The following is a 12,705-nucleotide window of genomic DNA, read 5'->3' on the forward strand; positions in this document are numbered from 1 at the left end:
CGCTCAGGCTTCCATCGAATATCCGGCGCCACGCACAGTGCGGATAACATCCTGCATGTGCGAAAAATTCAGAGCCTTGCGCAGACGGCCGACATGCACATCGACAGTGCGCTCATCGACATAGATATCGTGACCCCAGACGCCATCCAGCAATTGCGAGCGGGAAAACACCCGGCCCGGCGATGTCATCAGGAACTCCAGCAAGCGGAATTCCGTCGGGCCGAGGCGAACTTCGCGGCTTTTGCGGTGAACGCGATGGGTTTCGCGATCGAGTTCGATATCGCCGCATTTCAGCACCGATGACAGAACCTCGGGCCGGGCCCGGCGCAGCATGGCCTTGACGCGGGCCATGAGTTCCGGCGTCGAAAACGGCTTGACGACATAATCATCGGCACCGGTGGCAAGACCGCGAACCCGCTCGCTTTCCTCTCCGCGCGCCGTCAGCATGATGATGGGCAGGCGTTCGGTTTCCGGCCGCATTCTCAATCGCCTGCAGAGTTCGATACCGGACACGCCGGGCAGCATCCAATCCAGGATGAGAAGATCCGGAATACGCTCCTGCAGCCTGATTTCCGCCTCGTCGCCACGGGGTATCGTGTCGACGTCGTATCCCTCAGCCTCGAGATTGTAACGAAGCAGGACGCTCAGCGCTTCCTCGTCTTCCACAACTGCAATCTTGGGCACCATATATTGAACTCCGCAAGCTTCTGCTTGTCTGTTACTCGGTCACCGAACCGAGGGTGTTGGAACTGTCGTCCTTCGGACGCTCGCCCTCCGGCTGGCTGCCGGTGGTCATGTAATAGATCGTCTCGGCAATATTCGTGGCATGGTCGCCGATGCGCTCGATGTTCTTGGCGCAGAACAGAAGATGCGTGCAGGTGGTGATGTTGCGCGGATCTTCCATCATGTAGGTCAGAAGCTCCCGGAAGAGCGACGTGTACATGGCGTCGATTTCCTCGTCGCGCTCGCGAATGGCATTGGCCTTCTCGGCGGAACGGGTGGAATAGACGTCGAGGACTTCCTTGAGCTGCACCAGCGCCAGCTCCGACAGATGTTCGATGCCGCGCGCGAGCTTGCGCGGCACGCCGGTTCCGGCAACCGCAATGACGCGCTTTGCGGTGTTCTTGCCCAGATCGCCGACGCGCTCGAGATCGGCGGCGATGCGCAGGGTGCCGATGATCTCGCGAAGGTCGGCCGCCACAGGCTGGCGTCTGGCGATGGTGACGATGGCCTTGTCGCCGATTTCGCGTTCGGCATGGTCGAGAATTGTATCGTCGGAAATGACCTTCTGCGCGAGTGCGGCATCGGAATTGACGAGCGCACGCACGGCGTCGCCGCACATCTGCTCGGCAAGACCGCCCATTTCGGCGATGCGGCGCGTCAGAAACTTCAATTCGTCGTCATAGGCGGACAGGATATGCGAATGGGTCGTTGTCTGTGTCACGGTCTAGTCCTCCGGCTTGGCCTGCATGCGCGTACCCGGAAGCGGGCACGGCAGAGGCACCAGTCTTGTTCGGTTTCGAGAAAGCGCCGGCCGGGGATCAGCCGAAGCGGCCCATGATGTAATCCTGCGTGCGCTGGTCATCCGGATTGGTGAACATCTTGTCCGTTTCATTTTCTTCGACAAGATGACCAAGATGGAACATGGCCGTACGCTGCGAAACACGCGCCGCCTGCTGCATGGAGTGCGTGACGATGACGATCGTGTAGTTGGTGCGCAGTTCGTGGATCAGTTCCTCGACCTTTGCGGTCGCGATCGGATCGAGCGCCGAGCAGGGTTCGTCCATCAGGATGACTTCCGGGCTGACGGCAACCGCGCGCGCGATGCACAGACGCTGCTGCTGGCCACCGGAGAGACCCGTGCCGGACTCCAGCAGGCGATCCTTCACCTCGTTCCAGAGACCCGCCTTCTGCAGGCTCTGCTCGACGATCTGGTCCATATCCGCCTTGTTGCGGGCGAGACCATGGATGCGCGGGCCGTAGGCGATGTTTTCATAGATGGTCTTGGGAAACGGGTTAGGCTTCTGGAACACCATGCCGACGCGGGCGCGCAATTCGACGACGTCGATCGCCTGATCGTAGATATCGTCCGTGTCGAGCGTGATCTTGCCGGTGACCCGGCAACCGTCGATCGTGTCGTTCATGCGGTTCAAGGTGCGCAGGAAAGTGGATTTACCGCAACCGGACGGGCCGATAAGCGCAGTCACCGTGTTTTCACGGACGTTGAGGTTCACGTCGTAAAGCGCGCGCTTTTCGCCGTAATAAACCGAAACGTCCTTGCCGATCATCTTGTATGAGACTTCATTCATTTTCTTGTCCAGCGCCTTTTCAACTGCTGCTTCCGACAACATGTTCATTGCTCTAGCTCCCTCTACCAGCGCCGCTCAAAGCGGCGACGCAACAGGATTGCGCCAACATTCATGACGATGAGGAACAGAAGCAGGATGATGATAGCGCCAGATGTCCTCTCGACAAAGGCGCGTTCGGCTTCGTTCGCCCACATGTAAATTTGCACCGGCAGAGCCGTGGACGGATCCATCGGCGTTGTCGGATAATTCGCAACGAATGCCACCATGCCGATCAGAAGCAGCGGCGCCGTTTCGCCCAGTGCGTGGGCGAGGCCGATGATGGTGCCGGTCAGAATGCCAGGCATGGCGAGCGGCAGGACGTGGTGGAAGATCGTCTGCATCTTGGATGCGCCCAGACCGAGTGCGGCAGCGCGGATCGACGGCGGCACGGCCTTCAATGCGGCACGGGTCGCGATGATGATCGTCGGCAGCGTCATCAGCGTCAGGACAAGGCCACCGACCAGAGAGGCGGAGCGCGGAAAGCCCATGAAGTTGATGAAAACGGAAAGGCCGAGCAGACCGTAAACGATCGAAGGAACAGCCGCCAGATTGTTGATGTTCACCTCGATGAGATCCGTCAGGCGGTTCTTCGGGGCAAATTCCTCAAGATAGATGGAGGCTGCAACGCCGATCGGCAGCGACAGCACAAGCACGATCAGCATCATGTAAAAGGAGCCGATCAGCGCCACGCCGACACCCGCCGCTTCCGGACGGCTCGAATTGCCGTTGACGAAGATGCCAGTATTGAAATGCTTGCCGAGCTGCCCGCTTTCGGCGAGCTGGTTCATCCAGCCGAGCTGCTGGTTCGAGATACGGCGGTTGGCTTCATCCACCGTCATGTCCACCTGGCCCTTGAAGGCACTGTCGACATCACCAGACGCCAGAAGCGTGACGGTGCGCGTGGTGCCGATAATGGCCGGATCGGCAACGACGATATCGCGTAGCTGTGTCCGAACGCTGTCCGAGATCATGGTGTTGACGGCGCGAAGACCGGCACGGTCCGTCGGCGCAACGCCAAGAACCTTGGCGACCGCATCGCGAGCGAGGACGGGATAATTGGCCGTCATCAGCTTGGCAGGATTTGCGGCCCGCTCATTCTTCGGATCGATGATCAGTTCGGAAAACTCGACCGGAACGGTGATCATCGTCTGCTGGAAGGCGGTGTAGCCCTTGGAGACGACCGACCAGAGCAGCAGGAAGAGGAACAGGAGGCCGAAGGAAATCGCTGCCATGCCATAGGCACGGAAACGGCGTTCGGCGGCGTAGCGGCGCTTGATGCCGATATCACGACGTGCGGCCTTGTTGGTGCCGGCAGCGCCGGCTGCGGGAGAAACGATGTCGGTCATTCATATTGCTCCCGGTATTTGCGCACGATGTAAAGCGCGTAGATATTCAGGCAAAGCGTGATGGCAAAAAGTGTGATGCCCAGCGCGAAGGCAACCAGCGTTTGCGGCGAGGTGAATTCAAGGTCGCCGGTCAGCTGACTGACGATCTTGACCGTTACGGTGGTCATCGGTTCGAAGGGGTTGAGCTGCAGGCGGGCGGCAACGCCGGCCGCGAGAACCACGATCATGGTTTCGCCAATCGCACGCGATGCCGTCATCAGCACGGCGCCGACGATGCCGGGAAGAGCGGCGGGAACGATGACCTTCTTGATGGTTTCAGACCGCGTGGCGCCGAGACCGAGCGAACCGTCACGCAGCGAACGCGGCACGGCGGTGATGATGTCATCCGACAGCGACGAGACATAGGGGATCAGCATGATGCCCATGACGAAGCCGGCGGTAATGACGCTCTGCGCCTGGATGAAGTTGGCGTAGTTACCCGTCGCCAGGCCGTTGATCTGCGTGGAAATGTCTCTGAGGAACGGACCAACCGTCGTCAGCGCGAAGAAGCCGTAGACGATGGTGGGAATGCCGGCGAGCACCTCGAGCAGCGGCTTTGCCACGGAGCGAAGGCGTGGCGAGGCGTATTCCGACATGTAGATCGCCGAAAACAGGCCGACCGGGACCGCCACCAGCATGGCGACGAAACCGATGTAAAGCGTGCCGGCGAGCAGCGGGATCAGGCCGAACTGGCCGGACGAGTCCGTTGCACCCGCCGCCGCGAAACGCGGATCCCATACCGTTCCGAAGAAGAACTGGTGTGCCGGAACCATGGTGAAGAACTGGATGGCTTCCGTCAGCATCGACAGGACGATGCCGACGGTCGTCAGAATGGCAATGGAGGAGGCAACGAGCAGGGCCGCGAGAATGACCTTCTCGACCCTGTTGCGCGCCCGGAAGCGCGGAGCGATCGAACGCAGCGCATAAGCTGCACCGCCGAAAGCGGCCAGCAGCACGATTGCGATCATCGCAATACGGCTGGTGGACGTCATCGCGTTCAGCGTCTGGGCGGCATCGACCATGTAGCGCTCGGGATCGCCGGCTATGGCAACGCCCTTCGACGCCAGAAGCGGCCGCACCGTGGCGGCATCCGCATCAACCTGCGCCGTCTCCTCCGCCGTCAGCCGCTGCAGACCTCGGGCGATCGACGTTACCATACCATATGTCAGGCTCTGCTGCGCTTCGGATTGGGCGCGCACATCTTCAGGAAATTCAGCGCGCACGGAAGACGTAATGATCAGCGGGCTGATGACAAGCCAGGCGCAGAGAATGAGCGCCGCGGGCAGCACCGCCCAGACCACCGCGTAGGAACCGTGATAACCGGCACGGGAATGCATGGTGGCGGGGCGCCCGCCAGACAGGGCAACGGCACGGCGGCTGCCGAGCAGATAGCTGCCGATGCCGATCAGCGCCAGTATCAGCAAAAGGATCGATGTGTTCATTAGAGTTCCCTCGGCGTGCCCCAAGAGCACGATGCGATATCGGGCAAATCAAAAAGTCATCAAAACGAGACTGCTGGACCATCCAGAAATGCTTGCCGCCTGACTGTATCAAAGTCCGGCAAGCGTCAAGGTTGATACATCCTATCCATCTGTAATCGATCAACAATTATGTGGACGACGATGAATTGGAACTGTCAACCGGAGACCGTCGCCGAGGCGGAAAGGCAGCGGAGTGGAATGAGGGGCGCGGCAGGCCGCACCCCTCTTTCTTTATTACATCGAAGCGCCGGCAGCGAACTTGGCGCGGATTTCTTCGCGTTCTTTGTCCGGAGCGGCAACGAGGCCGTAGTTGGCGAGCGGGGAATCCGGGCCGATCATTTCGTCAGAAACGAAGAACTCGACATATTCCTTGAGGCCCGGGATAACGCCCAGGTGAGCCTTCTTCACGTAGAAGAACAGCGGGCGAGAAACCGGGTACTTGCCGCTGGCAACGGTTTCGGTGGACGGAACAACGCCCGAAACAGTCGCAACCTTCAGACGGTCAGCATTGTTTTCATAGAATGCGAGGCCGAAAACGCCGAGGCCGGTCTTGTTGGCATCGATACGAGCAAGCGTCTCGGTGTAGTCGCCGTCGATGTCGACTGCGGCGCCGTCCTTACGGACTGCGATGCACTTTGCAGCAGCCTGCTTGGCATCGGGGACCAGCGTCTTGATGGCGTCGGTGGCGCCTGCTTCCTTGCAGCCGTCAGCCATGATCTTCTCTTCGAAGACTTCGCGCGTGCCGTGCTTGGAACCCGGGATGTAAGCAGCGATTGCTACATCAGGCAGTTCCTTGTTGACTTCCGACCACTTCTTGTAGGGGTTGGCAACGAGCTTGCCGTCCTTGACGACTTCAGCGGCGAGAGCGAGGTAGAGATCCTTCGGCTCAAGCTTGATGTCCTTGTTGGATGCGTCCATCGCGAAGACGATACCGTCGTAACCGATCTTCACTTCCTGAACGTCGGCAACGCCAGCAGCCTTACAGGCGGCCAGTTCGTCGGTCTTGATCTTGCGCGAAGCGTTGGCGATGTCGATGGTGCCTTCACCAACGCCGGAGCAGAACGCCTTCAGACCGCCGCCCGTGCCGCCGGACTCAACAACCGGAGCCTTAAAGTTCGGGAAGGTTTCAGCAAATGTCTCGGCAACGATCTTGGCATAGGGCAGAACAGTGGAAGAACCGGCAACCTGAATCTGGTCGCGAGCAGCGGCGGCGCCAGCGAAGGCGACAGAAGCCACCAGAGCTGCTGCGGAAAATTTTACGATGTTCATTTGTCTCTCCCGTCGTGGGCTTGTTTGTGGACGCAGCCGATTGCGGCAATCGCTCTTAGCATGCGCTCGGCGACCTTTTCTTAACCACCGTAGCCACATCCTTTTATGTCACTTCAGTGAAAGATTTGTGACAATCTAAATTACTGATTTTGCTTATAGAATTTTTCGAAATTAAAGGCCTTATGCCTTTTATGTTAAAATCTGACGGTAAAGTCCGTGCCGTTGCCCAGTTCCGATTTAATGATGAGGCGGGCGCGGTGGCGGGTGAGGATGTGCTTGACGATGGCAAGCCCTAGGCCCGTTCCCTTTTTGGACCGGCTGTCGGCGACGCTGACGCGATAGAACCGCTCCGTCAGGCGCGGCACATGTTCGGCGGGAATGCCCGGGCCCTTGTCGATGACGCTCACCTCCACCGGCTTGCCGGGTTCGGCGCGCAGCCAGACATCCACGACCTTGCCTTCCTGCCCATATTTGCAAGCATTTTCAACGAGGTTCTGGAACACCTGCACCAGCTCGTCACGATCGCCCTGCACTTCCGCCGGCCGGTCGGGCAGATGCAGGATGATATCGACATCGAGCTCGTCGGCGAGCGGCAGCAGCGCATCGCGCACATGGCCGATGACGGGCACGAGATCGACCTTCTGGTCCGGAGCGATATTCGCCCGCAATTCCAGCCTTGAAAGCGACATGAGGTCGTCCACCAGCCTGCTCATGCGGGTTGCCTGATCCAGCATGATGGCGAGGAACCGTTCCTGCGCTTTCGGATCGTTGCGCGCCGGCCCCTGCATTGTCTCGATGAAACCGCGAAGGGAGGCGAGCGGCGTGCGCAATTCATGGCTGGCATTGGCGACGAAGTCGCTGCGCATACGGTCGATGCGGCGAAGCTCTGAAACGTCGCGGAACGACAGGATGTAGAATGGCGGTCCCGCAACTTCCCCCGCATCGGCACGGGCGATACGGACGATGAAGACCCGCTCGGATGGAAACCGCTCGGAATGCTCGACCTGGTTGGGCTGGCCGGTGGTGATGGTTTCGCGAATGACATCCAGCAGACCCGGCGAACGCAGCCGGGCGGAAATATGCGCGCCGGCCGGAAGCTGGCCGAAGGCGCGCTCCGCTGCGCCGTTCTGATACAGCACGCTGGCATTCTTATCGAGGATGAAGACCGGCGTATCCAGGACGGCAAGGCCCGCGCGGACGCCGGAAATGACGTTTTCACCGGGCACTTCCGGCTCATCCGTTTCTACAGCCGCGTTTTCGTCCCTCGCACCCGCCGACCTTTCCCGAACGGCCAGAATGGCGATGATGGCGCAGAGCCACAGGACAGCGGGCATATAGGGTGTGTGAAGCTCCGAGACGGCCACGACGGCAAGCATGCTGACGACCAGAACGGGCAACCAGTTTCGGCGAAGCTTTTTTGCCAAAAGCCTTAATCCGCTATCGCCTTCCATGACTGCCATTTCAGCCCACTTTCCACTTCCACCTGACAGCGCACCGAAACCTCATAGGCCAGCTTCATGACAGAGATTCATCGCCGCGCATTTTCCACAACGTATATGCGCAAAATAGGTGCCGCAATCGCTTGCGCCGTCGCACCCAGGCCAACCCACCCTCTTTCACTTGAATTCTGCCGGTGGATATGAACTCATTGGCGGCGAGTTGCCTTTACACAACAACAGCCGGAGGAAAATATGGACGCGGAAACGAAGAAGCGCTCGGTGGAGCTGACGGTTGGCGGCAAGCTGCGCAGCTTCGATATAGACGATCCGGTTCTTCCAGACTGGGTGGAGGAAAACAAGCTTTCCGCTGGTGATTTTCCTTACGACAAAAAGATGAAGCGCGAGGAATATGATGCAGTCCTCGAAGCGCTGCAGGTGGAGCTGGTCAAGGTACAGTTCTGGTTGCAGGCCACCGGCAAACGGGTGATGGCCGTGTTCGAGGGCCGCGATGCGGCCGGCAAGGGCGGCGCGATCTTCGCTACCCGGGCATATCTCAACCCCCGCTATGCCCGTATCGTGGCGCTGACGAAACCGACGGAAACCGAGCGCGGCCAATGGTATTTCCAGCGTTATATCTCGCATTTTCCGACAGCGGGTGAATTCGTTCTGTTCGACCGTTCCTGGTATAACCGCGCCGGGGTGGAGCCGGTCATGGGTTTTTGCACCCCGGAAGAGCACAAGCGCTTCCTCAAGGAAACGCCGCGCCTTGAAAAGATGCTGGTCCATGAGGACGTTCATCTGTTCAAGTTCTGGCTCGACATCGGCCGGGAAACGCAGATCGAGCGTTTTCACGATCGTCGCCACAGCCCGCTGAAATGCTGGAAGCTTTCCGACATGGATATTGCCGCACTGACGAAATGGGATGACTACACGGACAAGCGCGACGAGATGCTGGAAAAGACCCATACCGACGCTGCCCCCTGGACAGTGGTGCGCGCCAACGACAAACGCCGCGCAAGGGTGAACCTCATCCGGCACATTCTCAATGCACTCGACTATGACGGCAAGGACAAGAAGGCAATCGGCGAGATCGACGGCAAGATACTGGGATCAGGCCCCGGCTTTCTCAAATAGGATCGGGAGACGGTGACAGGCGCCCAAAGGCCGCGGCGCTTGTCACTCTATCTTATCTTACCGGGTCGCTTCTTACTGACCTGGCAGAATGCGCACGGAATAAAGATTGACCGGGCGGCTGTTGCCATCAATATCGCTGTTGATGAAGACCTTGCCCGGCGCATTGGGGGCTAGCGAACGTTCAAATGTCGCATTCAGCAGCATATCCGCACGCTCGGCCGTGGCCGTGAAGCGGTGACGGGAGCAATCGCCAAGGGTTGCGAAATCGCAGGCGACGGAAACCTGCGTCTGCCGGTCGCTGGATGATTGCAGCGTGATTGATATGGTCGAGGATTTGCCCGCCATATCCCGCATCACCTCCACCGGAACCTCGATGCTGACCGCGCCATCCTGTGAGACGCTTCTCGACGTCACCTTTATCGCCTTGCCGGCCGGCGTGGCAATATTCTCGACAGTGGCGCGCGCGCCTGCCGAAATCCCGGAACTGCCGCGCTCGGCATTGAATATTTCAACCCAGTCATCGGAAAAACCACGGCCGGCGGAAAGGCTCGGCGCTGGCTCCGCACCGGTGAAGTCCTCCGCCTGCACCTGCGCCGGCGGATTGGGCACGCTGGTATCGCGCTGCTCCGGCGACAGCAGCAGGCCGGAAGAATAGGCCCACCAGGCGCCGAAACCGATAAACGCCAGGAGTGTCAAATATATGAAAAGTCGGGCAAAAAGCCCGCGGCGTTTGCGCCGGCCAACAGCACCTTCCGGACGAAAGGCAAGCGAGGCGTCGGCTGCGCTGGAGCCTCTCTTTGGCGTCTTTCCATTGCGCCGGCCGGCGCTCAGGTTTTCAGCAGCAACCGGCCGCGCGTCGCGCGTTTCGCCGCGCAATTCCGGTTCGATAGCCATATCGCCATGATGCTGGGGTTGTGAGGCAGGATCGACCGAGTGATCATCCTGCACCGGATTTTCCGGCAGAGGCGGCCGCAATTGCTGCTCCACCCGGTCGAGAAGACGGTTGCGCTCTTCATTCTCGATAATATGGATCAGGCTCTCGAGCCGCTGGCGCTGCTGGGCCACCACCTGCGGATCGTCTATGCCCTGCTTGCGCAGGCCCGCTTCCAGTGCCTGACGGGAGGATTGGTAAATCCGTGCACGAACTTCGGCGTTCGATCTGTCCGATTTTTCCAGAGCATTTCTGATTGCCGTTTCCAGTCCGCTCACGACCGATCCTTGTTCTATTGCGCCTTGCAAAAAATATGCGGCGTTGCGCCATACATTCACGATTCGGTAACGGCTATGCCGCGCCTCCGCAAGCACCGTTTGTTATTTTGTTATAAAGACCGGATTGCTTTGGGGAAAATCGATCCATTGTGGCGCTGCGAACGCAGATTTGAGAGCCCGGCACCACACCGTTTTCGCTTTCAATCCGCTACCGAACGCGATATTGACTTACGTGCGCGTAAACGTAATCCGTGGGAGGAGACATGCTGCCGTCCGTGCTGAAAGACAATCTGCGTCTTCCGGTCATAGCGTCACCGCTATTCATTATTTCGCATCCGCAACTGACACTGGCTCAATGCAAGGCGGGTGTCATCGGTGCTTTCCCCGCGCTGAATGCGCGGCCAGAAAGCCAGCTGGATGAATGGCTGGCAATGATCACCGAGGAGCTGGCCGCCCACAACAAGGCCAACCCCGATCGCCCGGCTGCACCCTTCGCGGTCAACCAGATCGTGCACATGTCCAACCGGCGGCTAGAACACGATCTCGGCCTCTGCGTCAAATACAAGGTGCCGGTGGTGATTTCCTCGCTCGGCGCAGTACCGGAGGTCAACGCGGCCGTGCATTCCTATGGCGGCATCGTTCTGCATGACGTCATCAACGATCGCCACGCCCGCTCCGCCATCCGCAAGGGAGCGGACGGGCTGATCGCGGTGGCAACGGGTGCAGGCGGACATGCAGGCACGCTTTCGCCCTTCGCGCTCGTTCAGGAAATCCGCGAATGGTTCGATGGCCCCCTGCTGCTCGCCGGCGCCATCGCCAATGGCGGCTCCATCCTTGCCGCACAGGCCATGGGCGCGGATATGGCCTATATCGGCTCCCCCTTCATCGCGACGCAGGAGGCCCGCGCCTCCGATGGTTACAAGCAGGCGATCGTGGAAGCGCAAGCCAAGGATATCGTCTATTCGAACTATTTCACGGGCGTGCACGGCAACTACCTGAAAAGCTCGATCGTGGCCTCCGGCATGGACCCGGACAACCTGCCCGAAGCGGACCCTTCGAAAATGGATTTTGAAACCGCCACTGGCGGTGCAAAGGCCTGGAAGGATATCTGGGGCGCAGGCCAGGGCATCGGCGCGATCAAGTCCATCGAGCCGGTGGCCGATCTCGTCGATCGTCTGGCCAATGAATATGAGGAAGCCAAAAAGCGCATATGCGGCAAAACCTGAAGCCGCAGGTAAACAATGGACAGGCAAAGCTTTTTACGGAATTTTCAAAACCTGCACATTCAAGGCTTGAAATCCATCGGCATTGCCTGTATCAGCCCGCCATGAAGCTGATCCGTAACAAACGGGTCACAATCGGGCCGCTTTAGCTCAGTTGGTAGAGCACGTCATTCGTAATGACGGGGTCACGTGTTCGAGTCACGTAAGCGGCACCATTTTATCTCCCTAAATGACAATTTATACCTCAAGCGGATTTCAGCCGGCGCTGTCGGCTTGTCTGCCGTTATCAGGCGGCCTGCGATCGCAGACGCATTTGAAACCAAACGCCCCGCCACACGTTGACCGGTAAGTTATGGTCAAAAGGAAAGCCTGTTATCGTGGATGTCATTCGTATTCTTATCGCCATCATTCTTCCCCGGTCGGCGTGTTCCTTCAGGTTGGACTTGGCCTGCATTTCTGGCTGAATATTCTCCTGACGCTGTGCGGCTACGTGCCGGGCATCATTCACGCCATCTGGGTGATCTTGCGCAGGTAACGGTCATGGCAATTGTCTGTGCGCGGCGTCACGGCCGCGCACAAAGGGACGTCCGCAATATTTTAGTACGTGATTAAATTCTTTCGGAGCTGGAACCTCGTCTTCTCCCTCACGTTATGGTGATGACACCAGCCAAGGAGAAAATCATGAACCAGATCATCTACATCGTCGGCCTCGTCGTTATCGTTCTGGCGATCCTGTCGTTTTTCGGCTTCCGCTGATCACCGTTGTCAATTCGATCGCTTGCGCTTATCCTAAGCGGCAGTAACACACGACTGCGTTCATGGGTTGCTCCGCTGTCGAGTGTATTTCGGGATCGCGTTGCTCTGGGAGGTGCACGATGAAGAACGAGAGATGGACAGAACCTGTCGAGGTCAATCTCGAGGCGAACGGCAAGAGTGTCGTCGCCGGCCCCTTTGAGGCCCTGATATTATTGACCGAAGGCTGGCCTAATAAAATACGCGGATTGAGTTTCGTGAGAGCCAGAAGCGCCTGCCGCGCCGCCCTTGATGGACGAAAGTCACCTGAGGAAGCCCGCAAGTGCTTTACCGATGCGGTTTCAGAGATGCAGAAAAATCCACATTGACATGCGGCCACGCGAAAAACGGCTCCTGAACAGGAGCCGTTTTTGTATGCGGCATTTCCGGGACTGAAGGAAACCGGAAATGCCTGCTCTATGGTG

Annotated in this window: 11 protein-coding genes, 1 tRNA gene and 1 pseudogene; 5 read left to right on the top strand and 8 right to left on the bottom strand. The window is 58.9% G+C overall.

Translation table 11 applies throughout. The features are described 5' to 3' along the window. Positions 1-3 precede the first annotated feature (3 nt). The 7 genes from phoB to phoR form a co-directional block, all read right to left on the bottom strand. Positions 4-687, bottom strand: coding sequence for a phosphate regulon transcriptional regulator PhoB (phoB, locus tag G3A56_RS09355; RefSeq protein WP_003493692.1), 684 nt, complete (start codon positions 685-687; stop codon positions 4-6). A 31-nt stretch (positions 688-718) separates the two neighbouring features. Further along, the gene (gene phoU, locus G3A56_RS09360; RefSeq protein ID WP_003493688.1) at positions 719-1,444 is read right to left on the bottom strand and encodes a phosphate signaling complex protein PhoU; all 726 of its coding nucleotides are present in this window, start codon (positions 1,442-1,444) and stop codon (positions 719-721) included. 97 nt (positions 1,445-1,541) lie between these two features. Further along, positions 1,542-2,357, bottom strand: coding sequence for a phosphate ABC transporter ATP-binding protein PstB (gene pstB / locus G3A56_RS09365; protein WP_003493686.1), 816 nt, complete (start codon positions 2,355-2,357; stop codon positions 1,542-1,544). A 14-nt stretch (positions 2,358-2,371) separates the two neighbouring features. Continuing rightward, complete coding sequence (gene pstA / locus G3A56_RS09370; protein WP_003493684.1) at positions 2,372-3,694, bottom strand: phosphate ABC transporter permease PstA; 1,323 nt, start codon at positions 3,692-3,694, stop codon at positions 2,372-2,374. Further along, positions 3,691-5,175, bottom strand: coding sequence for a phosphate ABC transporter permease subunit PstC (gene pstC / locus G3A56_RS09375; protein ID WP_082183666.1), 1,485 nt, complete (start codon positions 5,173-5,175; stop codon positions 3,691-3,693). The genes pstA and pstC overlap by 4 nt, the downstream gene beginning before the upstream one ends. Before the next feature lie 273 nt (positions 5,176-5,448). Further along, positions 5,449-6,483, bottom strand: coding sequence for a substrate-binding domain-containing protein (locus tag G3A56_RS09380; RefSeq protein ID WP_003493680.1), 1,035 nt, complete (start codon positions 6,481-6,483; stop codon positions 5,449-5,451). Positions 6,484-6,677: 194 nt separating this feature from the next. Next, positions 6,678-7,934 (bottom strand): phosphate regulon sensor histidine kinase PhoR, encoded by a 1,257-nt coding sequence (gene phoR, locus G3A56_RS09385; RefSeq protein ID WP_409528191.1) that lies wholly within the window; start codon positions 7,932-7,934, stop codon positions 6,678-6,680. 240 nt (positions 7,935-8,174) lie between these two features. On the opposite strand from phoR, the gene ppk2 reads away from it, so the two are divergent. Continuing rightward, complete coding sequence (gene ppk2, locus G3A56_RS09390; RefSeq protein WP_082183663.1) at positions 8,175-9,056, top strand: polyphosphate kinase 2; 882 nt, start codon at positions 8,175-8,177, stop codon at positions 9,054-9,056. A gap of 72 nt (positions 9,057-9,128) precedes the next feature. On the opposite strand, the gene G3A56_RS09395 is transcribed toward ppk2, so the two are convergent. Beyond that, a complete protein-coding gene (locus G3A56_RS09395) occupies positions 9,129-10,265 on the bottom strand; it encodes a hypothetical protein (protein WP_082183661.1) in 1,137 nt (378 codons plus the stop codon). Between the two features lie 263 nt (positions 10,266-10,528). Between G3A56_RS09395 and G3A56_RS09400 the strand changes: the two genes are divergently transcribed. The 4 genes and pseudogenes from G3A56_RS09400 to G3A56_RS09415 all read left to right on the top strand — a co-directional run bounded on the left by G3A56_RS09400 (position 10,529) and on the right by G3A56_RS09415 (position 12,609). Continuing rightward, positions 10,529-11,491 carry an NAD(P)H-dependent flavin oxidoreductase gene (locus G3A56_RS09400; protein ID WP_082183660.1) on the top strand — a complete coding sequence of 321 codons (963 nt, stop codon included), beginning with the start codon at positions 10,529-10,531 and terminating at the stop codon, positions 11,489-11,491. Positions 11,492-11,627: 136 nt separating this feature from the next. Further along, a tRNA-Thr gene (locus G3A56_RS09405) sits at positions 11,628-11,703 on the top strand. 162 nt (positions 11,704-11,865) lie between these two features. Next, positions 11,866-12,023 (top strand): annotated as a pseudogene (locus G3A56_RS09410) (YqaE/Pmp3 family membrane protein). Positions 12,024-12,363: 340 nt separating this feature from the next. Then, a complete protein-coding gene (locus G3A56_RS09415; RefSeq protein WP_082183658.1) occupies positions 12,364-12,609 on the top strand; it encodes a DUF982 domain-containing protein in 246 nt (81 codons plus the stop codon). Positions 12,610-12,705: the final 96 nt, after the last annotated feature.

The sequence above is a fragment of the Rhizobium oryzihabitans genome, from assembly GCF_010669145.1.
GTDB lineage: Bacteria > Pseudomonadota > Alphaproteobacteria > Rhizobiales > Rhizobiaceae > Agrobacterium > Agrobacterium oryzihabitans.